A 20,748-nucleotide genomic window follows, 5' to 3' on the forward strand; every position below is an offset into this window, starting at 1 on the left:
GAATTGCCTTGCCGTATTCCAGGTCCGCGGGCACCGGGACGCGGTCGTGGAATATCAACCAGACGCCGGACTGAGCCCCAGCTCAGCGAGCAGAACGCGAACCCGCCGTTCGATGTCGTCGCGGATCGGACGTACCGCATCGACCCCGAGACCGGCCGGATCGGCCAGGTCCCAGTTCTCGTAACGCTTGCCGGGGAAGTACGGGCACGTGTCGCCGCACCCCATGGAGACGACGACGTCCGCTGCCTCGACGATGGCGTCGGTCCACCGTCGGGGCCGTGCATGGGCGATGTCGATGCCGACTTCGGCCATCGCCGCGACGGCGGCGGGATTCACCTGTGCGGCCGGCTCCGAACCTCCCGAGAACACTGACGCCCGGTCCCCGGCGAGGTGGGCGAAGTAGCCCATCGCCATTTGGGATCGGCCCGCGTTATGGGTGCACAGGAACAACACACGGGGGCGGACGCGCTCGGCCATCAGCTGCTCCTCACCGGACGGTCATCTGCTGTGGCGCTGAACCGCTTCCGCAGACCCAGGGACACGTAGACCAGGGCTACCAGGACGGGGACTTCGATCAGCGGGCCCACTACGCCTGCGAGGGCTTGGCCGGAGGCCGCGCCGTACGTCGCGATGGCCACCGCGATGGCCAGCTCGAAGTTGTTGCCCGCGGCCGTGAATGCGAGGGTCGTGGTGCGCTCATACCCCAGGCCCAGGACCGCTCCCAATACGTATCCGCCGCCCCACATGATGGCGAAGTAGGCCAACAGCGGCAGCGCAATACGCGCGACATCCCATGGTCGGTCGGTGATTTGTCGGCCCTGGAGTGCGAACAGCACCACGATGGTGAACAGCAGGCCGTACAGCGCCCATGGCCCGACCCGAGGCAAGAAACTCGACTCGTACCAGGCTCTTCCGTTCGTGGACTCGCCGATACGGCGCGACAAGTAGCCGGCCAGCAGTGGAATGCCCAGGAAGATCAGCACCGACTTGGCGATCTGCCACGGTGACGTGTCGATGCGGGCCTGCTCCAGGCCGAGCCAGGCTGGGAGCACCGACAGGTAGAACCAGCCGAGGACGGCGAACATGAGCACTTGAAAGATCGAATTGAGGGCGACGAGCACTGCGGCGGCTTCGCGATCACCGCGCGCCAAGTCGTTCCAGATGATCACCATGGCGATGCACCGGGCCAGCCCCACGATGATGAGACCCGTTCGATATTCCGGGAGATCGGGCAGAAAAAGCCAGGCCAGCGTGAACATCAGGGCGGGGCCCAGCACCCAGTTGAGGATCAACGAGCTGATGAGCAGCTTGCGATCGCCGGTTACGCGATCGAGCCGGTCATAGCGCACCTTGGCCAGGACCGGGTACATCATGACCAGTAGGCCCAATGCGATCGGAAGGGAAATACCGTCGACCTGAATGTGATTCAGTGCGTTGTCGATCCCCGGAACGATCCTGCCGAGCAGTAGGCCGGCGGCCATCGCCGCCGCGATCCAGACGGGCAGCAGCCGATCCAGGGTGGAAAGTCTGGTTGCGGCGGGCTGGTTCACGAGGTGCAGCACGGGCCGCCGGCGTCGGCGCCGTCGAGTGTGGACGAGTTGGTGCCGAAGGACTCCGAATCCGCGAGAACTGTGTAGACCTCCCATTTTTCGCCTGCGGGACCCGTCACCCAGACCTTGTCCTGCGTCGCGAAACAACAGGTGGTGCCGATCTCCTCCTCGGTGAACATGCCCTCGCCGGTCAGGCGGGCGATCTCGTCGTGCACCTGGTCGCTGGACTCGACTTCGATGCCGAGGTGGTTCAGTGTGCCGCCGTGGCCGGGGTTTTCGATGAGTACCAACTTCAGTGGGGGAGCGGCGATCGCGAAGTTGGCGTAGCCGGGCTTGACCTTTGCCGGTGCCGTGTTGAACAGCTTCGAGTAGAACGTGATGGCCTCGTCGAGGTCGTCGACGTTCAAGGCGAGTTGTGCGCGGGACATGACCGTCTCCCAGCCTTTGTGACTTACATCGAACTATCAGGCAGCATCATGATGCACCTCTTCGACATATGTCAATATTCTCTGGCAGACTGGGGTGCATGCCCAAGGCGTTGCCGGTGGTCGACACCACTGAACCGGTCTGCTGCTCACCTGTCGCGGCAGGCCCGATAGATGACGACGCGGCGCTGGAAATCGCGTTGCGGCTCAAAGCGCTGGCAGACCCGGTGCGGGTCAAACTGGTGTCGCTGCTGTTCAGCGCGGAGGCGGGAGAAGTCTGCGGGTGTGACCTGGCGGCCGCGGTCGGCCTGGCCGAATCAACGATCAGCCACCATCTGTCACAGTTGCGACGTGCGGGGATGGTGGAGTCCGAACGGCGCGGCATGAACGTCTACCACCGCCCGCGCCGGGACTCACTCGTCGCGTTGTGCACCGTGCTCGACCCCAACTGCTGCCGTTAGCAGGCGGCGGGGCCGCGACGCGTCGATGGCGTCGGTCAGACGCAATCGACGCAGAGCTGCTGGTCGCCCTTCTGCAGGGCCATCCGGTTGCGGTGCTGCACCAGGAAACAGCTCGAACAGGTGAACTCGTCAGCCTGCTTGGGAATGACGCGCACGCTCAGCTCTTCGCCGGAGATGTCGGCGTCGGGCAGATCGAACGAATCGACCACCTCGTCCTCGTCGATGACCGCGGTGTTCGCCGAGGTGCGCCGCTGGGCGGCCAGTTCCTCGAGAGACTCGTCAGTGGCCTCGTCGGTGTCCTTGACGCGAGGAGCGTCGTAATCGGTTGCCATAGATGATCCTCCTAATAACCAGACCAATGCTTGGCCAACGCCGCAGCGGGACTCGTTGTTCCCCGGGCGAACAGCCTGTAAACGTCGGATGCACGTTAGCGGTTCAACGCCCGGGGGTCTTCATCGGAAAACGTGATCCTGGGTACAGTCTTCGGCGTGCATGACGATGTCAGGGGTTCGGACGCCGAGATCTTCGATGACGCTGAGCTTGATGAGTACCTCGATGACGACGATGCGGACTTGGAGGACCTGGACTCCAACGGCCAGCTGATCTCGATCCGTCGCGCCAATGGCGAGGAGATCCTCACCATCGTCGCGCAGGACGACGAGTGGAACGTCGACCTGCAGCCCGGAGGTTCGGTGCAGAGCGCGTTCCTCGGCTCACGTCGCGACACCCCGGTGTGGATCAACACCCTCGAAGGGCAGATCGAGCGCGACGACGACGGCACCTACGTCATCCGGATCGACTGACCTTCTGAGGTCGTTGCGCTCGTGCTGAGCGCAACCGTGGTGTTTCGTGGCCCTGCCGCCGATGGTGTCAGGGTGTCCTCCCTACGTGTAGTGAAGCTCGGCGCCCACATCGGGGCCCGCATCGATGGCATCGACGTCAGCGGCCGCCTCGAGCCGGCCACCGTGTCGGCGATCAACGACGCCCTTCTCGAGCACAAGGTCATCTTCTTCCGCGGCCAACAACACCTCGATGACGACGGCCAGCTGGCATTCGCCCGGTTACTGGGTACGCCGACCAAAGCGCACCCGACAGTCACCTCGAGAGGCGACCGGATCCTGCCCATCGACTCGCGGTATGACAAAGCGAACAGTTGGCACACCGATGTGACGTTCGTCGACCGCATCCCGAAAGCCTCACTGCTGCGGGCGGTCACGTTGCCGAGCTACGGCGGCACCACGACATGGGCATCGACCGAGGCGGCCTACGACCGGCTGCCCGAGCCGCTGCGCGCCCTGGTCGAGAACCTGTGGGCCGTGCACACCAATCAATACGACTATGCGGCCGATTACGACGGGCGCCACGAGGAATTGGCCGACGGCCACCGCCAATACCGCGAAGAATTCGAGTCCGAGTACTACGAGACCGAACATCCGGTGGTACGGGTCCATCCCGAAACCGGTAAGAAAGTGCTGTTGCTCGGGCACTTCATCAAGCAGTTCGTCGGCGTCAGCGCCGCGGAGTCGGCCACCCTGTTCCAGCTGCTCCAGAACCGGGTCATCAAACTGGAGAACACCATTCGATGGAACTGGGAGCCAGGCGACCTGGCGATCTGGGACAACCGGGCCACCCAGCACTATGCCGTGGACGATTACGGCGACCAGTTCCGCCGGCTGAGCCGTATCACCTTGGCCGGAGACGTGCCGGTCGACGTGCACGGACGTCGCAGCCGGACTGTCGCCGGCGACGCGTCTCGATACTCCGAGGTGGTGGCGCTGGCGGGCTGACCGGGTGTGCGGTCAGAGTCGATCCATCTCCCGCGCCATCAGGCTGTTCTCGAGATAGCTGCACCGCGGCGGGTAGTACGTGGCGCGCCGCCGGGCCGCAAGCGCGTGCCAGTGTTCGGCGACCGACGACACCGCGTTCGACATCATCGCGATGGCGTTGTGGCGCGCGGGCGCGCCTGCTGCGGCAGCGGTACTGAACAGGACCTGCTGTTCGGTGATGAGCACCGGTTCGTGGGGGTGCGGGTCCGATGCGGAACGTCGTGAGGTCTCGCGTTTGACCGCGGAAACCGGGTGGAAAACGCTCATGTCGAAACTTCCTCTGAACCAAGCGCCGTACTTGCGAGCGCTCTGATGCAAAGAACGTACGGTTGGTTGTGGTCATTCCTCACGCGTAGTGCACTACCTCTTTATGCGACGTATCGGACCCGACGTCCTTTTACAGCTCAGCTTCATGAGGTCGCGAGATAGACACCCGGATAGATTTGTAAAGTCGCACACGCGCTTTGCCATCGACTGATGGCGCGGCCCTGCGACGTTGCCTGTGCAAGGAAATCCTTCCCGCGCAGGGCAATTGGTGGGCTCCCAGGTGGCGCGACCCGCATGCGGCGTTTGGGCCAACGAGCTCCTGACCGGTCAGACTCACGGCGGCACAAGCAGTTCGGGTGTGGCCGCGCAGGAGTTGAACGTCCACCCCTCATCGCGGTCAACCCAACGAGAGCGGCCTTGACCCGAGCCCGCCTGGCGAACACGCCCCGGCACGTCTGAGTCGGCCGTCAGTTGATGCTCGGCCGGTGCGGCCTGCCAGACACCGGAAATCCCGCCCTAATCGTCGTCGCGACGATAGCGTGAGGACTCGTCGTTTCATACCGGATAGGAGACTGGACGATGAGAGTCGAATCCACGTCGGGTGAGGGCATCGCGGGAGTGATCCGGTCCCCTCAACGGCTGATGGCCGCCGTCGTGGCGCTGCTGGTCGGGCTGTTCGGGGCCGCGATGCTGGCACCCGCCCGCGCCGCGGCCGAGGGGGAGACCTACGTCGTCGCCACCGACATCACCTTCGCACCGTTCGAATTCCAGGATGTGGACGGGAAATTCGTCGGCATCGACATCGACCTGATCAACGAGATCGCGGCGAACCAGAAGTTCAACATCACCATCAAGCCGCTTGGCTTCGACGCCGCGCTGCAGGCGGTGCAGGCCAACCAGGCCGACGGCGTGATCGCCGGCATGTCGATCACCGACGAGCGCAAGAAGGTCTTCGACTTCTCCGACCCGTACTTCGAATCGGGCGTGCAGATGGCCGTGCTGGCCACCAACGAGGACATCAAGTCCTACGCCGACCTCAAGGGCAAACGCGTCGCGGTCAAGAACGGCACCGAGGGTGCCGAGTTCGCCGAGTCGATCAAAGACAAGTACGGCTTCCAGATCGTCTCGTTCGCCGATTCCGCGTCGATGTTCGAGGAGGTCAAGACGGGCAACTCCGTGGCGATCTTCGAGGACTACCCGGTGCTGAACTACGGCATCCAGCAGGGCAACGGGTTCAAGACCGTGACACCGAAGGAGAAGGGCTCCAGCTACGGGTTCGCGGTCAACAAGGGGCGCAACGCCGAGTTGTTGGCGAAGTTCAATGCGGGCCTCAAGGAACTCAAGGACTCGGGCCGTTACGACGAGATCATCGAGAAGTACCTCGGCGAGGGTGCCTCGGAGGCGGACAACTCGTTCTTCGGCCTGCTCAAGAGCACCTTCCCGTTCTTGATGGCCGGCCTGAAGATGACCGTCATCCTGACAGTGGTGTCGATCGCCATCGCGCTGGTGCTCGGTATCGTCTTCGGGCTCTTCCGGGTATCGCGGTCGATCATCCTGCGGGGCATCGGCACCACCTACGTCGACATCTTCCGCGGCACACCGCTGCTGGTGCAGGCCTTCTTCATCTACTTCGGCATCCCGACCGCACTCGGATTCCAGATGACGGCGCTGACCGCCGGCATCATCACTCTGTCCCTCAATGCCGGCGCCTATATGACCGAGATCGTCCGAGGCGGAATCCAATCGGTGGACAAGGGACAGATGGAGGCGGCCCGCAGCCTCGGTATCGGATATCTGCCGACGATGCGCAAAGTCATTCTGCCGCAGGCGGTCCGCACCATGATTCCGTCCTACGTCAACCAATTCGTCATCACCCTCAAGGACACCTCGATCCTGTCGGTGATCGGCATCGCCGAACTCACCCAGACCGGACGGCTGATCATCGCCCGCAACTACCAGTCGTTCACCATGTGGCTGATCATCGGCATCATCTACTTCATCGTCATCATGGCGCTGACCAAGCTCTCCGACCGGCTCGAGAAACGGATGGTGAAATGACCCAGTTGGTACCGGAAGCCGCGGCCGCCGAGCCCGAGGGCACCGTCAAGATCCGCATCGAGGGCCTGAAGAAATCCTTCGGCGATCTGGTGGTGCTCGACGGCATCGACACCACGGTCAGCAAGGGCGAGGTGGTCTGTGTCATCGGACCGTCAGGCTCGGGGAAGTCGACGTTCCTGCGGTGCCTCAACAAGCTCGAGGACATCACGGCGGGCAAGGTCACCGTCGACGGATTCGACCTCACCGACCGAAAAGTGGACCTGGACAAGGTCCGTCAGCACATCGGCATGGTGTTCCAGCACTTCAACCTCTTTCCGCACATGACAGTGATCGACAACGTGACCCTGGCGCCGTTGCTGACCAAGAAGATGGACAAGGCCGCTGCCGAGAAACGGGCCATGGAACTGCTGTCCCAGGTGGGCCTGGCCGAGAAAGCGAAGGTCAAGCCGGCCACGTTGTCCGGTGGCCAGAAACAGCGTGTCGCGATCGCCAGGGCCTTGGCGATGAATCCGTCGATCATGTTGTTCGACGAGGCCACCAGCGCCCTGGACCCGGAGATGGTCGGCGACGTGCTGCAGGTGCTGCGCGATCTGGCCGAGGGTGGCATGACGATGGTGGTGGTGACTCACGAGATGGGGTTTGCCCGCGAGGTGGCTTCGCGGGTGATCTTCATGGCCGACGGCAACATCGTCGAGGACGACACTCCGGCCGAGGTGTTCGACAATCCGAAACACCCTCGGCTGCAAGAGTTTCTGTCGAAGGTGCTCTAGCTCAACCTGCGAAGAGTCCGGCCACCATGGCCTGCGCTACCCGTCCCGCGTCGCGCCGGGCCTCCTTCGGGTCGTCGGCGGTCGCGATCAGCAGGGCCGCCTCGTCCAGCGCCCCGATGATCATCGACGCCAGGGTGTCGACCGGAAGGTCGGGCAGTTCACCGGCGTCGACCGCGCCGCGGATGCCGTCGCGTAGGGCGCCGAGGTAATTGCGGTTGTCGATCTCGCGCATCTGGGCGAAACCGAGCGCGGCCGGCGCCTGCAGCACGCTGATCCGGGCCACCGTGGGATCCAGGCACCCGTCCAAGAATTCCTCGATGCCGGCTTCGAGTTGGGCCCGGCTGGTGTCGTGAGCGAGTGCTGCGGGCAGGACACGCTCGGCCAGCTCGCCTTCCACGTTCTCGTAGACCGCGCGGAACACGGCCTCCTTGGTGGGGAAGTGGTAGTACAGCGCGTTGCGCGTGACGGCTGCGACGCGCGCGATGTCGCCGGTGGAGACCGCCGTATAGCCGCGTTCGACGAACAGGGCACGGGCCGCGGCGACCAGCGCCGACCGGGTGGCTTCACTGCGCTGCTCTCGGCCGTCGCGGGTGTCTTCACTCACGCGAAAATTTTAACAAGCTGTATGTATTGATGTTCGGCCCGCGATGTGTTTGCATACAGTCTGTATTGATTGTGTCCCAATGCTCGCGGCGAGAGGGCTCCGAAATGCACGCGCTCGACACCCCCAGGCTGGTTCAGCTGCCCTGTGGCCAGGTAGGCGTCCGCAAACACGGCCACGGCAGGCCCGTCGTGCTACTGCACGGCCTGGTCGCCAACGGCCTGGTTTGGCGCCATGTCGTGGACGGTCTCGGCGACCGGATCCGTTGTATCGCCCCAGATCTTGCGCTCGGATCACACAGCCCGGCGGTTCCCGGCGCCGACCTGACCCTGCCCGGCCTGGCCCGGACCGTCATCGATCTGCTCGACGCGCTCGACATCGAGCAGGCCGTACTGGTCGGCAACGGCTACGGCGGCGACATCGCCCAGGTGGTCGCCGCGTGCTATCCGCAGCGCGTCGAGGCAATGGTTCTCGTCGCGACCAACGCATTCGACTCCGACCCGTGGCCGGTCAAGGTGCTCGCCCGGCTCACCGCGCTACCGGGAGCCGGGCTGATTCAGTCGAAGGCCATCGGATTGAGGCCGGTCCAACGGCTGCGGATCACCTACGGCGGCGCGACCAAACGCCCCATACCGGCCGACATCATGGCGGAGTATCTCCGCCCACTGCGCACCGATCCGTTGGTGCGCAGCGATTTCAGACGTTTTCTGGGCGGGTTGTCGCCGTCGTACCTGGCGGAGTACTCGCCCCGGCTGGCGGACTACGACCGGCCCGCCATGGTGGTCTGGCCACGCGAGGAGCGGTACTTTCCGGCGGACGGGGCACGGCGGCTGGCCGAGACACTGCCGCGGGCCACGCTGAAGCACATTGACGACTCCTATGCCTGGGTGCCCGAAGACAATCCGGCCCCGCTGGTCGCGATGCTGAGCGAATTCCTCGGCCGACCGCAGCCCGCGGCGGACCCTGGTCAGCCCTGCTCGACCACGTTGGACTGACCCGACTTGCTCACTTCGGGCTCTCCGGTGCGGTAGGTGACCCGGTTGTCGAATCCGGATACCCCGATGGTGTCCGCGGCTTCCACCCTGATGACGTTCTCGACGCCCGACACCGTCACAGCAGTGCAGTGGCCCGTGATCTCCAACTCGTTCTGAATGCCGCTGACGATCACCGTGTTGTCCTGGCATTCGATGGTCCGGTGCTCGTTGATCCCGGAGACGATCACGGTCTGCCCCGCCGGAACCTGGGTCGGTGCAACGGATCCCGGGAGCGGTACGCCGTTGATCGTGGTCTGCCGGATGGTCGTCGATTGGCTGTCGGTGACCGTGTCGGCGGCGGAGTCGCCGGAGTCGGGCTTGCTGAACGTCAGGTACGCCGTCACCAGGCCACCGACCACCAGGGCCAGTGCGAATCCGCCGAACAACAGGAACAGGCGCGTGCTGCCGGCGTTGTGAGCCGGCTGCGGCGGTGCCGGATACGGCTCATAGCCCGGCCAGGGCGCCGGCGGTCCCGGGGGCGGCGGCGGGAAGGAGTTCGCCGATGGCCAGGGCGGTGTGGGGGGCGGGGCGGCCGGAGCCCCAGTCCCGAGTTCCGAGGAGCGAGCGACGTCGGCGAGTGGGCGCTCGAGCTCCCGGATGCGGGCCTCGGGGTCGTCCTTCGGGTCCATGCGCAGATGCTCGCACATCCGACCGTCGATGTGGGCGGAAAGCGTCCTTGCCGATGCGCCGGACACTTTGCTGACTTTGCCCGGCGCGAACCGCGGCCGTAACCCTGGCGCAGTTGAGCCGGCCCAGGGCAAAGCTCTTGATGCATAACCAGTCTCGCTGCTCTATGGCAGGCGGTGCGATGTCGGTGGTCGCGCGTAGCCTTGTCTTCGCAGGTAGTTGCTGTGCGGGAAGATGAAGGAGCGGGATCTCAGTGCCTCAGACAGGACGATGGACCGGTGATCCGGTCTGGCTGGCCGATGTACTTCGGGCCGAAGGTATCGACCTCGTCGAGTATCCGGGCTGGCGCACCCGGGGGCATGGGGATTTCAAGGACATCCGCGGGGTGATGGTGCACCACACCGGGTCGGATGCCGCGACGGCTGCCTCGATCGCCAATGGCCGCCCGGACCTGTCGGGTCCGTTGTCGCAATTGCACATTGCGCGTGACGGCACGGTGACGGTGGTGGCGCTCGGCGTGGCGTGGCATGCCGGTGTGGGCATGTACCCGTGGTTGCCGACGAACATGGGCAACTGGCACATGATCGGTATCGAATGCGCGAACAGCGGCACCAGCCCCACCGCGCCGCACCGCAAGAACTGGCCTGACGCACAGTATTTCGCGTTGGTGCGGTGTTGCGCCGCGATCAATCGCCGGCTGGCTCAGACTTCTGAACGCACCATCGGACACAAGGAATACGCGGGCCGCGCCCAAGGCAAATGGGATCCGGGCGCCATCGACATGGACATCCTGCGCGCTGACATTCAGGCGCAGATCGGAGACGTCGCGCATCCGGCACCGACGCCGAGACCGCCGGCTCCGGTAGGGCAGTACGCGGACGTCCTGATGTTCCGGCCCATGGAAGGGCCCGAGGTCGCCCACTTGCAGCGCCGGCTCAAGACCGCCTACGCCGCGTATGCGGGGGATCTTGAGGTCGACGGTGTGTTCGGTCCGAAGACCGAGGCCGCCGTAAGGGAATTCCAGCGCCGTACCCGCGGGCTCAAAGTGGACGGCATCGTCGGTCCGGCCACCGCGGCCGCGCTGCGGCTGTGAGGCGTCGGGCGGCGAACGTTTTCAGTCAGCGAACCAGACGACCGGGACGGCTCAATTTTCACAGCGGTAACACCTTTTGCGCATCGCCGCCAGTCGACCGGGGTTGACGTGGAAGAAAGTTTGCTGGCGTGTCCAGGTGTGATCTACCGCTCACTTTTGCCGGCGTTGGTAAGAATTGCTATTGACGGCCGTGCTGACCGTGAAATGTGACACGTCCAGTTTGGGCTGGGAAGTCCCTGGTAACAGGCATTTAATCAAATGCGACCAAAAGGTAACGAGTCGATAACGAAGAATTTCTTAAGCGCATTCTGAGAGAGTGTCCGCGGGGGCCGGTTATTCGCTGCGAACACGTCCAGAGCTTGTCGTTTTCGTCGCTAGACTCAATGCAACCGCGCCACTCCCGGCGCAGATAGACCTGGAATCTAGAGCCGGTATAAGTCTTGCCGGCGGAGGTGCCGATGACGATGGCAAACAACTTCCTGCGCGCGCTGAGTGAAGCGCTGCGCCCCGGGCGCGATGAGCGCGCCATCGACGATACGTCCGCCCGCGGCGTCGCATTCGACGGCGCCCTCGACGACATCGACGTGGCCGGTCTGGCCGAGGTCGGGCGCGGGCCGATCGGCGACATCGCCGTCGACCGCGACCGCGACACCGTCGTCGTCACCAACACCGCCGCTCAGAGCCTGACGGTGATCAACCCGCACACCATGGGTCTGGTGGGTTCCGTGCGCCTCGACGGAGACCCGTTCGCCGTCGTGGTCGCCGATGACCGCGCCTACGTCAGCGTCGCCACCGCCGGGCACGACTCGATCGTCACGGTCGACACCATCACCGGTGCGGTGCTCAACGAATACCCCCTGGCCTTCAGCGTCACCGCCCTGGCCATCAGCCCGGACGGCAAGCGCGTGTTCGCCGGCCGCGCCGGTCACGAGCGCATCGACATCGCCGTCATCGACACCACCGCCGAGCGCGTCGGCACGATCGACATCGCCACCGGCGCGGGCGTCAACCTGGACGCACTGGAGATCGACTCGACCGGCAAGCGCCTGTACGTCGCCACTTCCGACTTCCGCGGCAGCCGGCTGGTCGTCGTCAACACCGAGACCGCGCAGGCGCAGGCCACGGTGTGGATCGGCGCCCCGATCCGCGACATCGCCGTCGGCGACGGCGTCGCCTACGTGCTGACCTCTGATCTGGAACACCGCGGGGTGATCCACACCGTCGATCTGTCCGCCGGGGCGGTCGTTGACGCCGTCGAGGTCGGCGCTGCGCCGACGCAACTGGTGCTCAGCCGCGACGCCACCCGCGCCTACCTGGTCGATTACGACCGTGTCATCGTGTGGTGCACGCTGACCAGCCAGATCCACGGCAGCGTGGACGTCCACGCCCAGCCCGCCGCAGTCGCCCTGCGCGACAACGGCACCCGCCTATACATCGCCGACTACGACGGCCAGGTCAACGTCTTCGACGTCGCGGAGTCGCTCTACTCGCAGCTGGCCGCGGTGGACGAGATCGAAATGCAGCGGCTGCCCGCGCTCCAGGCGGCAGGCGCCTGATTCAGCGCCACCGGTAGCGGGTGCGCGGCCGTCCGGCCTTCCCGTACTCCGTACTGCGCATGACGACGCCGTCGTCGGCGAGACGTTCGAGATAGCGCCACGCCGTCACCCGCGATACCCCGACCTGCCTCGCTGCCTCGTCGGCGGTCAACCCGCCGGGATCATCGCGCACCGCGGCGGCGATCTCCTCGGTGGTCTGCGGTGCCGCACCTTTGGGTGTGGTCGATCGGTCAGTCGTTATCCGCAATTCGGCCAGGGCCCGGTCGACTTCGGCCTGGCTGGCCGCATCGGTTCCTGACGGCAACGCCTCGCGATAGCGGCGATAACGTTCCAGACGATCGCGGAAAGCCGCGAACGTGAACGGCTTGAGCAGATACGCCAGGGCGCCGTGGGACACCGCGGCCCGCACCATCTCCAGGTCGCGTTCAGAGGTGATCGCGATGATGTCGGGGGCCGGCTGCAACCCGGAAAGGCCCGACGCCAATGAGATTCCGTTGGCATCGGGCAATCCGATGTCCAACAGCACCAGGTCGACGGGATGCTCGGACGCCGCCGCGGCGGCTGCCGACCGCATCGCGTCTCGTGCGGTATGTGCCACCGCCGCCACCGAAAACCCCTCTAGGCGACCGAGATACACCTGATGAGCCTCGGCGATCAATGGGTCGTCTTCGACGATGAGAACATGGATCATCGGCTCGGCCCTCTGCTCATCGCGGCACCGTTGCCGTGACCACCGAACCGTACGTCACGTCGGTGTGCAGCGTCCCGCCGTGCCGTTTGACCGTCTGCGCCACCAGGGCCAGCCCCAGTCCGTGGCCGGACGAATCGGATTTGGTCGAATATCCACGCTGCATGGCCTTTTCGAAGGTGGAGGCGTCCATTCCGGGACCGCTGTCAGCCACCCGGATCAACAACTCGTGATCGTCTTGGCTCACCGTGACCTCGATCCACGGATCCTCGCGGTCACAGGCATCCATCGCATTGTCGATCAGATTACCCAGAACGGTCACCATCTCCTGCCCGGTGAGGACGGCGCCGGCGGACAGCTGGGTGTCCTCGGTGACCGTGAGGGCGATCCCCCGTTCGTTCGCCTGGGCGGTCTTGCCGAGCAGCAGGGCCACCAGGGCGGGCTCGCCGACCGCCAACGACAGCCGGTCCACCAGCTGTTGCGACAGCTCCAACTCGCTGGTGGCGAAGCGGACGGCGTCCTGGGGCCGGCCCATCTCGACCATGGTGACCACCGTGTGCAGCTTGTTCGCCGACTCATGAGCCTGCGCCCGCAGCGAGTCGGCCAGCACCTGCAGTGAGCTGAGTTCGCCCAAGGCGCCCTGTAATTCGGTGCGATCACGAATCGTGACCACCTCGGACCCGGCTCTACCGGCGACGCGGGCGCGGTTGACCACCAACACTCGGTCGCCGGTGACGTGAAGCTCATCGCGCACCCCGGGATCGGCGCTGCGCAGAAACTCCGGCAGGTCGTGCAGGCGGACCGGACCGGCCGCCAGGCCGAGCAGTCGGCGCGCCTCATCGTTGACCAGTGCCACCCCGTCACGATCGATCACGACGAGCCCCTCGGACACCGAATGCAGGATCGCATCGTGGTGGTCGTACATGACCCGCAGTTCGTCCGGGCGCAGCCCCCGGGTCTGGCGGAGCAGCCGCCGCCGGATGGCCCATACTCCGATGAGCGAAACTGCAAGTGCCCCAGCCGTTACCGCGACGATCGCCGGAATCTGCGCGCGCCAGCGCTGCCCCAGGGTCTGCTGGGTGATCCCGGCCGAGACCAGGCCTACGACGCGTCCGTCGCGACCACGCACCGGGGCGACCGCGCGCACCGACGGACCCAGCGTCCCGGTGTATACCTCGCTGAACGTCTCACCGCGTAAGGCCGGCTCAACGGTGCCAAGGTAGTGGCCGCCGATCTGGCTGGGATCGGTGTGAGTGAACCGGATTCCGTCCGGCGCCATGATCGTGATGAACGCGATGTCGGTGCTGGTGCGAACCGCCTCGGTGACCGGCTGCAAAACCTGTGTCGCAGTGCCGGATTCGATGGCCTGCGCGGTCGACGGGGAGTCCGCCAGGGCCGTCGCGATACCGATCACCTGCTGGCGGGCGGCATCCTCGCCATCCCGACGGGCATCGAGCAGAGCCAGCGCCGTTCCGGCCAGCACCACCACCGCGACCACCAGGACCTGCAGCGCGATGGCCTGCCCGGCAAGCGAGCGCGGCCAGGCCCGACCCAACCACCGTCGCCACCAGTGCGTCACAGCACCTCCGATTGAGAAGGCAATGATCTCCCAAAATAGTGGCTCGGATATCCGCGGGTAGCAGGTTCGCGACGAGCACTCGTCACCGCCGATCGAGGGCTGTGGCAGGCGGGCATGCCGACGTAGAATCTGACGATAAGCAGGGTCGAGGGTAGATCCAAGGGAGACCTGCGATGAGCTGGATGAATCATCGCTTGACGACCATTGTCATGGCCGCGGTTGCCACACTGGCAGTAGTGACGGCGGTTTCCCCGGCGCGCGGCGCAGCGGCCGAATGCGGGCCCGGCACAGTCTTCGACCCGCCCACCAACTCGTGCGTGGCGGCCCCGTTGCCACCGCCCCCGCCGCCCCCTCCGCCGGCCTGGAACGGCGACATCACGCCCTACTTCTCGGTGGGCATCTGCGCGCCGATCCCATTCGTCGCACTCTGCACCGGTATCTGAGCAGCGGCGACTCTCTGCGAGCCGCGACTCGCGGCGTGAACAGAATGAACTAAAGCGTGACCTGGCTCACCCTAAGGTCGACAGTGCTTGTAGAGCGCATTCACGCGGACCCGGACCGAACTGGAGGTTGTACCGATGAGCGTCACCGCTGAGCCGCAACCGGAGCCGGCGTCTACGCGTCGCGACCGCACGCACTGGCTCTACATCGCGGTCATCGCGGCCGTCGTCATCGGCGTGGTGGTCGGGCTCGTGGCCCCCGAGGTCGGTAAGAGCGTCGGCGTGCTCGGCACCATGTTCGTGAACCTGATCAAGATGATGATCTCGCCGATCATCTTCTGCACCATCGTGTTGGGAATCGGCTCGGTGCGTAAAGCCGCCACCGTCGGCAAGGTCGGTGGCCTGGCCTTCGGGTACTTCCTGGCGATGTCGACGATCGCGCTGGCCATCGGTCTCGTGGTCGGCAACCTGATCCACCCGGGCAGCGGCATGCATCTCTCGGAGAGCTCGGCGGGCAAGGGTGCCGAGCTCGCGGAGAAGGCACACGAGGCCGGTGGCCTCATGGACTTCGTCCAGGGCATCATCCCCGAGACGCTGTTCTCGGCGCTGACTGCCGGAAGTGTGCTGCAAGCCTTGTTCGTGGCGTTGTTGGTGGGGTTCGCGCTGCAAGGCATGGGCAGCTCCGGTGAACCGATCCTGCGCGGCATCGAGCACCTGCAGAAGCTGGTCTTCAAGGTGCTGATCATGATCCTGTGGCTGGCGCCCATCGGTGCCTTCGGCGCGATCGCCAACGTCGTCGGACAGACCGGCTGGACCGCTGTCACCCAGCTGTTGACGCTCATGCTCGGGTTCTATGTGACCTGCGTGCTGTTCGTGTTCGGCGTCCTCGGCATTCTGCTTCGCGCCGTGTCGGGAGTGTCCATTTTCAAACTGGTGCGGTACCTCGCCCGCGAGTACCTGCTGATCTTCTCGACGTCCTCGTCGGAGTCGGCGCTGCCCCGGCTGATCGCCAAGATGGAGCACCTGGGCGTCGAGCGCAGCACCGTGGGTGTCGTTGTGCCGACCGGGTATTCGTTCAACCTCGACGGCACCGCGATCTACTTGACCATGGCGGCGCTGTTCATCGCCGACGCGCTGCACGCACCGATGTCCGTAGGGCAGCAGATCGGCCTGCTGGTGTTCATGATCGTCGCCTCGAAGGGAGCCGCCGGTGTGACCGGTGCCGGATTGGCCACGCTGGCCGGCGGGCTGCAGGCCCACCGCCCTGACCTGCTCGACGGGGTCGGGCTGATCGTCGGGATCGACCGGTTCATGTCTGAGGCCCGCGCGGTGACCAACTTCTCCGGCAACGCGGTGGCCACCCTGCTCGTCGGCTCGTGGACGCACACCGTGGACAAGGCCAAGGTCGATGCGGTGCTGCGCGGCGACGACCCGTTCGACGAGCTCACGATGGTCGACCACCAGGCCACGGCGGCAGAACCCGCTCACGCCTAGCCTTCGTCGTTGAACCCGCAGCCGCTCACGCCCGTAACAAGGGGCAGGACATCACCGAAAGAGTGAGTGCGGGAAGCACGAAAGAAGACACGGCCATGTACACATCGATCATCATGATGGTCGCGTCGGGGGCGGCACTGGGAACCATTTTGGCGCCCGCCGGATCGGCCTCTGCCGACTCGGCGGTCGAGACCATCGGGTTACTGGAAGCCGAGGGCTACTACGTCAACATCGACCGGGTGGGCAGCGCCCCGCTCGATCAGTGCATCGTCACCAGCGTCCGTAACCCACAGTCCCAGACCAAGCTGATCCGGGTCGAACGGTTCGGCAAGAACGGCGCGAAGGAATTCGACCTGGTACCCGTGGTGGTGCGACGCACCATCACGGTGTCACTGGACTGCTCGAAGTAAGTTTCAGCGCTGGCAGTTCAGCGACACCGACACGGTGCGGCTGGTGACCGACGGAACCAGGATCCGGTCGCCACCGAGACCGGGCCCGACATACGGCACCAATTGGCTGACCTGCTGGGGATTGCGCACGCTGGTCACAGTGCAGTGGTCCAGCGGTGCGGTGCCGATCTTGTCGATGGTGACGGTGTACCCCTCGGACTGCAGGCGGTTGATGGTCTCCTGCGCCGTCTCGGCCGACGCCACGGCAGACGACGCGCCGATTGCCCCGAACACAGCCACCGTGACTGCCAGCAGGGACCATTTCACGCGCATCGGCACGTCCTTCCGTCGTTACCTGTCCATCTTCCCCTACGTACATCGTTCGGGGAATTCGAATCGTTCCCGCCGGCGCCGGTCGGCGAGCGCATACCATCGCGCCCGTGAAGAGCACGATGCAGAACTGGCCGTTGACGATCACCGCGATCCTGCGACACGCCTGCGGTGTCAACGGGGACCGGACCGTGACCACCGCCTGCGGCCAGGGCCGCTACCGCACGATCAACTACCGGGAGCTGGGTGGGCAGGCGGCCCGGCTGGCGCACGCCCTGCGTCGGCTCGGCATCGACGGCGACCAGCGCGTCGGCACGTTCATGTGGAACAACACCGAACACCTCGCCGCCTATCTCGCCGTGCCCGCGATGGGCGCGGTACTGCACACCCTGAACATCCGGCTCTCGCCCGAGCAGATCGCCTACATCGCCAACGAGGCCGCCGACAACGTGGTGATCGCCGACGCCTCCCTGGTGCCGCTGCTGGCCCCCGTGCTGCCGCTGCTGGAAACCGTGCACACCGTGATCGTGGTCGGCGAAGGCGACGTGAGCGCGTTGAAAGGCGTGACCGTCGAGCGCTGGGACGAGCTGCTGGCCGGGCACCCAGAAGAGTTCGACTGGCCGGAGGTCGACGAAAACTCGGCGGCGGCAATGTGTTACACCAGCGGCACCACGGGAAACCCGAAAGGTGTGGTGTACAGCCACCGCTCGAGTTATCTGCACGCGTTGAACACCTGCACGGGCAATGCGCTCGACGTCAGCTGCAGCGACTCGGTGCTGCCGATCGTGCCGATGTTCCACGCCAATGCCTGGGGGCTGCCGTATGCGGCGCTGATGGCCGGCGCCAACCTGGTGATGCCCGACCGGTTCATGGACGGCGCCTCGTTGATCGACCTGATCGAATCACAGCGCCCGACGCTGGCCGGTGCCGTGCCGACCATCTGGAACGACGTCGTGCACCGCTTGGAAAAGGAACCGGGACATGACGTTTCGTCGCTGCGACTGGTCGCGTGCGGCGGTTCGGCGGTGCCGTTGTCCTTGATGCAGGAGTTCCAGGAACGGTACGGCGTGTACATCCAGCAGGCCTGGGGGATGACCGAGACCTCGCCGCTGGCCACCGTCGCCAAGCCGTTGCCCGGAGTTACCGAGGAACGTAGCTGGCAGATGCGGGTCAGCCAGGGCCGCCCGATGTGCGGCGTGGAGGTGCGCATCGTCGACGACGAAGGAGCCCCGCTGCCCGGCGACGGCGACGCCGTCGGTGAGTTGGAGGTGCGCGGGCCGTGGATCACCGGGTCCTACTACCTGGACCGCGACTCGGAGAAGTTCGACAGCGGTTGGCTGCGCACCGGGGACGTCGGCGTGATCGATCCGCAGGGCTATGTGACCCTGACCGACCGGGCCAAGGACGTCATCAAATCCGGCGGCGAGTGGATCTCCTCGGTGGAACTGGAGAACCACCTCATCGCGCACCCGGCGGTGCTGGAGGCCGCCGTGGTGGGGGTGCCCGACGAACGCTGGCAGGAACGTCCGCTGGCAGTGGTGGTGCTGAACGAGGGAGCGTCAGCGGAGCCGGCCGAACTGCGGGAGTTCCTGGCGGACAAGGTGGTCCGCTGGTGGCTGCCCGAGCGGTGGACGTTCATCGAGCAGGTACCGCGCACCAGCGTGGGCAAGTACGACAAGAAGACCATCCGGGCCCGTCACGCCGACGGCGCCTATGAGGTGATCACGCTCTAGTACGCCGTTGGCCCGGCGTCCCCGCCCGTTGTCACCCTTTCGCCATCGCCCGTCCCCGCCGTCGCCCGTCCCCGCAATTGCCCGTCCCCGCCATTGTCACGCTGGAGTGGCTCTCGAGCCCGAGCGTCACGCTGGAGTGACCAAACGCGCTGGGCCGTGTCCGCTTTGTCACGCCAGAGCAGCTATCGACCTCGACGGCCACTCCAGCGTGACAACGGGTCGCAGGTGGCGGGACAAGGCCGGCTACGCGCGCACGGCGATGGTCGACAGCAGATCGGCGAGCCGGTCCGGTCGGTCAACCATCGAGAACGTGCGGGCGCCGTCGATAACCTCAAGGCGGGCCTCCGGGATGATCCTCGCGAGGCGTTCGCCGTCGCCGAGTTCGAAGAACACGTCGTCGGCCGACCACGCGATGAGCGTCGGCTTGTCGAATTCGGGCAGCCGTGCGGCCACCCCGGTGGTGACCTCGGTGCGCAACGACCGGGTGAACTGCCGGAGGTCCTCGGCGATCGCCGGATTCGACAATGCGGTACGCACCCACTCGTGGGTGAGCGCGTCGATGTTCGTGTGCGCCAACCCGGCGTATGCCCGCTTGCGCACGGCCGGGATCCGCACGGCCTGGGTGCCGACCCGGAACAGTGCCTTGTATTTCGCCGCCGCGATGAGCGGTTTGAGGATCGGCGGCGGAAAGTGTTCGAACGCATCGCAACTCGTCAGCACGAGGGCGCCGATCCGCTCCGGATGATGCACGGCGACCAGTTGGGTGACCACGCCGCCGGTGTCATTGCCGACGAGCACGACGTCGTCGAGATCCAGTGCGGCCAGGGTATCTGCGACGATGTTCGCCACACCTCGGATGCTGCGGTCGGCGCCCGGCCGCAGCGGTTCAGGATGCGCGCCGAGCGGCCAGGTCGGGACGATACAGCGGAGGCCCTGCGAGGCCAGCCTGGCGCTGACCTGGCGCCACAACTGACCGCCCATCATGTACCCGTGCACGAAGACGACCGGCCTACCGTCCTCGGGGCCGAATTCCTCGTAGTGGATGGTTCCGGCGTTAATCTCAATGGTCGACATGGATGACTCCCAGCTCGATACACATTTACAAACAGAGTGTCCGTAACTTACCAACAGGGTGTATGGAAAACAAGAGACGTACCCAGGAAGAGCGCTCCGCGGCGACCCGCGAGGCGCTGATCGCTGCCGCCAGGAGGCTATGGGGCGAACGCGGGTATGCCGAGGTGGGCACGCCGGAGATCGCCACTGCCGCCGGGGTGACCCGTGGCGCGATGTACCACCAATTCGCCGACAAGGCAGCGCTTTTCCTCGCAGTGGTGGAGGTGGTGGAGCAGGATGTGATGGGCAGGCTGGCGGCCGAGGTGGCCGCATCGGGTGCGACGACGCCGGCCGACGCGATCCGGGCCGCGGTCGACGGCTGGCTGGAGGTGTCGGGTGATCCCGAGGTGCGGCAGTTGGTCTTGCTCGACGCGCCGAGTGTGCTCGGTTGGGCGGGCTTCCGCGACGTCGCCCAGCGCTACAGCCTCGGGATGACCGAGCAGCTGCTGGCCGAGGCGATCAAGGCAGGCCAGCTCGCCAAGCAGCCGGTGCGGGCGCTGGCCCATGTGCTGATCGGTGCGCTCGACGAGGCGGCCATGGCCATCGCCACCGCCGAGGATCCGAAGAAGGCCCGCCGCGAGATCAAGCAGGTGCTACGCCGCCTGATCGACGCGATGTTGACGGGCTAGTTTCTCCCCGCGCCGTGGGCTTTGTCACGCCAGAGTGGCTGTCGGCTTCGGGAGCCACTCTGGCGTGACAATGGGGAGTCGGGCC

The 20,748-nt window shown here is 65.6% G+C and carries 24 protein-coding genes; 13 read left to right on the forward strand and 11 right to left on the reverse strand.

Translation table 11 applies throughout. The annotated features are described in order from the left end of the window. Positions 1 to 54 precede the first annotated feature (54 nt). The 3 genes from K6L26_RS08525 to K6L26_RS08535 are packed head-to-tail and all read right to left on the reverse strand — an operon-like array spanning position 55 to position 1,978. The gene (locus tag K6L26_RS08525; RefSeq protein WP_036394520.1) at positions 55 to 477 is read right to left on the reverse strand and encodes an arsenate reductase ArsC; all 423 of its coding nucleotides are present in this window, start codon (positions 475 to 477) and stop codon (positions 55 to 57) included. Next, on the reverse strand, positions 477 to 1,550 hold the full coding sequence (gene arsB, locus K6L26_RS08530) for an ACR3 family arsenite efflux transporter (protein ID WP_260508808.1): 1,074 nt from the start codon (positions 1,548 to 1,550) through the stop codon (positions 477 to 479). Before arsB ends, K6L26_RS08525 begins: the two co-directional genes overlap by 1 nt. Next, the gene (locus K6L26_RS08535) at positions 1,547 to 1,978 is read right to left on the reverse strand and encodes an ArsI/CadI family heavy metal resistance metalloenzyme (protein WP_065064861.1); all 432 of its coding nucleotides are present in this window, start codon (positions 1,976 to 1,978) and stop codon (positions 1,547 to 1,549) included. Before K6L26_RS08535 ends, arsB begins: the two co-directional genes overlap by 4 nt. A 98-nt stretch (positions 1,979 to 2,076) precedes the next feature. On the opposite strand from K6L26_RS08535, the gene K6L26_RS08540 reads away from it, so the two are divergent. Continuing rightward, complete coding sequence (locus K6L26_RS08540) at positions 2,077 to 2,436, forward strand: Rv2640c family ArsR-like transcriptional regulator (protein WP_019343047.1); 360 nt, start codon at positions 2,077 to 2,079, stop codon at positions 2,434 to 2,436. A 35-nt stretch (positions 2,437 to 2,471) separates the two neighbouring features. Here the strand turns inward: K6L26_RS08540 and K6L26_RS08545 are convergent, their stop codons facing one another. Further along, entirely contained in the window at positions 2,472 to 2,768 is a 297-nt protein-coding gene (locus tag K6L26_RS08545) for a DUF4193 domain-containing protein (protein WP_019343048.1), read from the reverse strand. Between the two features lie 156 nt (positions 2,769 to 2,924). Between K6L26_RS08545 and K6L26_RS08550 the strand changes: the two genes are divergently transcribed. Continuing rightward, positions 2,925 to 3,239: a hypothetical protein gene (locus tag K6L26_RS08550; RefSeq protein ID WP_234791813.1), complete on the forward strand. Its 315-nt coding sequence runs from the start codon at positions 2,925 to 2,927 to the stop codon at positions 3,237 to 3,239. A 72-nt stretch (positions 3,240 to 3,311) separates the two neighbouring features. Next, positions 3,312 to 4,223, forward strand: coding sequence for a TauD/TfdA dioxygenase family protein (locus tag K6L26_RS08555; protein ID WP_221852945.1), 912 nt, complete (start codon positions 3,312 to 3,314; stop codon positions 4,221 to 4,223). Between the two features lie 12 nt (positions 4,224 to 4,235). Here K6L26_RS08555 and K6L26_RS08560 read toward each other — a convergent pair whose 3' ends face one another. Then, a complete protein-coding gene (locus tag K6L26_RS08560) occupies positions 4,236 to 4,529 on the reverse strand; it encodes a hypothetical protein (protein ID WP_064896635.1) in 294 nt (97 codons plus the stop codon). A 642-nt stretch (positions 4,530 to 5,171) separates the two neighbouring features. On the opposite strand from K6L26_RS08560, the gene K6L26_RS08565 reads away from it, so the two are divergent. Both K6L26_RS08565 and K6L26_RS08570 read left to right on the forward strand, forming a co-directional pair. After that, entirely contained in the window at positions 5,172 to 6,587 is a 1,416-nt protein-coding gene (locus K6L26_RS08565; RefSeq protein ID WP_065064906.1) for an amino acid ABC transporter substrate-binding protein/permease, read from the forward strand. After that, positions 6,584 to 7,357 carry an amino acid ABC transporter ATP-binding protein gene (locus K6L26_RS08570; RefSeq protein WP_019343053.1) on the forward strand — a complete coding sequence of 258 codons (774 nt, stop codon included), beginning with the start codon at positions 6,584 to 6,586 and terminating at the stop codon, positions 7,355 to 7,357. Before K6L26_RS08565 ends, K6L26_RS08570 begins: the two co-directional genes overlap by 4 nt. 1 nt (position 7,358) lies before the next feature. Here K6L26_RS08570 and K6L26_RS08575 read toward each other — a convergent pair whose 3' ends face one another. After that, positions 7,359 to 7,961 (reverse strand): TetR/AcrR family transcriptional regulator, encoded by a 603-nt coding sequence (locus K6L26_RS08575; RefSeq protein WP_019343054.1) that lies wholly within the window; start codon positions 7,959 to 7,961, stop codon positions 7,359 to 7,361. Between the two features lie 104 nt (positions 7,962 to 8,065). Between K6L26_RS08575 and K6L26_RS08580 the strand changes: the two genes are divergently transcribed. Continuing rightward, positions 8,066 to 8,953 carry an alpha/beta fold hydrolase gene (locus K6L26_RS08580; protein WP_221852946.1) on the forward strand — a complete coding sequence of 296 codons (888 nt, stop codon included), beginning with the start codon at positions 8,066 to 8,068 and terminating at the stop codon, positions 8,951 to 8,953. Here K6L26_RS08580 and K6L26_RS08585 read toward each other — a convergent pair. Then, positions 8,926 to 9,687 carry a DUF3060 domain-containing protein gene (locus K6L26_RS08585; protein WP_245008706.1) on the reverse strand — a complete coding sequence of 254 codons (762 nt, stop codon included), beginning with the start codon at positions 9,685 to 9,687 and terminating at the stop codon, positions 8,926 to 8,928. The genes K6L26_RS08580 and K6L26_RS08585 overlap by 28 nt on opposite strands. A gap of 185 nt (positions 9,688 to 9,872) precedes the next feature. Here K6L26_RS08585 and K6L26_RS08590 point away from each other — a divergent pair, with 185 nt between their 5' ends. Together K6L26_RS08590 and K6L26_RS08595 are read left to right on the forward strand one after the other, a co-directional pair. Further along, positions 9,873 to 10,712 (forward strand): peptidoglycan recognition protein family protein, encoded by an 840-nt coding sequence (locus tag K6L26_RS08590; RefSeq protein ID WP_064894795.1) that lies wholly within the window; start codon positions 9,873 to 9,875, stop codon positions 10,710 to 10,712. Between the two features lie 464 nt (positions 10,713 to 11,176). Further along, complete coding sequence (locus tag K6L26_RS08595; RefSeq protein ID WP_084676912.1) at positions 11,177 to 12,268, forward strand: MmpL3/TtfA transport complex stabilizer; 1,092 nt, start codon at positions 11,177 to 11,179, stop codon at positions 12,266 to 12,268. A 1-nt stretch (position 12,269) separates the two neighbouring features. Here K6L26_RS08595 and K6L26_RS08600 read toward each other — a convergent pair whose 3' ends face one another. After that, on the reverse strand, positions 12,270 to 12,959 hold the full coding sequence (locus tag K6L26_RS08600; protein WP_036394534.1) for a response regulator: 690 nt from the start codon (positions 12,957 to 12,959) through the stop codon (positions 12,270 to 12,272). A 16-nt stretch (positions 12,960 to 12,975) separates the two neighbouring features. Next, positions 12,976 to 14,511 carry a sensor histidine kinase gene (locus tag K6L26_RS08605; RefSeq protein ID WP_221853355.1) on the reverse strand — a complete coding sequence of 512 codons (1,536 nt, stop codon included), beginning with the start codon at positions 14,509 to 14,511 and terminating at the stop codon, positions 12,976 to 12,978. Between the two features lie 197 nt (positions 14,512 to 14,708). Here K6L26_RS08605 and K6L26_RS08610 point away from each other — a divergent pair, with 197 nt between their 5' ends. The 3 genes from K6L26_RS08610 (at position 14,709) to K6L26_RS08620 (ending at position 16,879) form a co-directional block, all read left to right on the forward strand. Further along, positions 14,709 to 14,978, forward strand: a complete 270-nt coding sequence (locus tag K6L26_RS08610) for a hypothetical protein (protein WP_036394538.1) — start codon at positions 14,709 to 14,711, stop codon at positions 14,976 to 14,978. 135 nt (positions 14,979 to 15,113) lie between these two features. Beyond that, positions 15,114 to 16,469: a cation:dicarboxylate symporter family transporter gene (locus tag K6L26_RS08615; RefSeq protein ID WP_019343062.1), complete on the forward strand. Its 1,356-nt coding sequence runs from the start codon at positions 15,114 to 15,116 to the stop codon at positions 16,467 to 16,469. 95 nt (positions 16,470 to 16,564) lie between these two features. Beyond that, the gene (locus K6L26_RS08620; protein WP_221852947.1) at positions 16,565 to 16,879 is read left to right on the forward strand and encodes a hypothetical protein; all 315 of its coding nucleotides are present in this window, start codon (positions 16,565 to 16,567) and stop codon (positions 16,877 to 16,879) included. Positions 16,880 to 16,882: 3 nt separating this feature from the next. Here K6L26_RS08620 and K6L26_RS08625 read toward each other — a convergent pair whose 3' ends face one another. Beyond that, positions 16,883 to 17,191, reverse strand: coding sequence for a hypothetical protein (locus tag K6L26_RS08625; RefSeq protein ID WP_064894801.1), 309 nt, complete (start codon positions 17,189 to 17,191; stop codon positions 16,883 to 16,885). Positions 17,192 to 17,298: 107 nt separating this feature from the next. On the opposite strand from K6L26_RS08625, the gene K6L26_RS08630 reads away from it, so the two are divergent. Further along, entirely contained in the window at positions 17,299 to 18,921 is a 1,623-nt protein-coding gene (locus K6L26_RS08630; protein WP_221852948.1) for a fatty acid--CoA ligase, read from the forward strand. Positions 18,922 to 19,164: 243 nt separating this feature from the next. Here the strand turns inward: K6L26_RS08630 and K6L26_RS08635 are convergent, their stop codons facing one another. Further along, positions 19,165 to 19,995, reverse strand: a complete 831-nt coding sequence (locus K6L26_RS08635; RefSeq protein ID WP_065063106.1) for an alpha/beta fold hydrolase — start codon at positions 19,993 to 19,995, stop codon at positions 19,165 to 19,167. Positions 19,996 to 20,057: 62 nt separating this feature from the next. Here K6L26_RS08635 and K6L26_RS08640 point away from each other — a divergent pair, with 62 nt between their 5' ends. Then, entirely contained in the window at positions 20,058 to 20,663 is a 606-nt protein-coding gene (locus K6L26_RS08640) for a TetR/AcrR family transcriptional regulator (protein WP_064894807.1), read from the forward strand. The last annotated feature ends 85 nt before the right edge of the window (positions 20,664 to 20,748 follow it).

Source organism: Mycobacterium farcinogenes (assembly GCF_019739075.1).
GTDB lineage: Bacteria > Actinomycetota > Actinomycetes > Mycobacteriales > Mycobacteriaceae > Mycobacterium > Mycobacterium senegalense.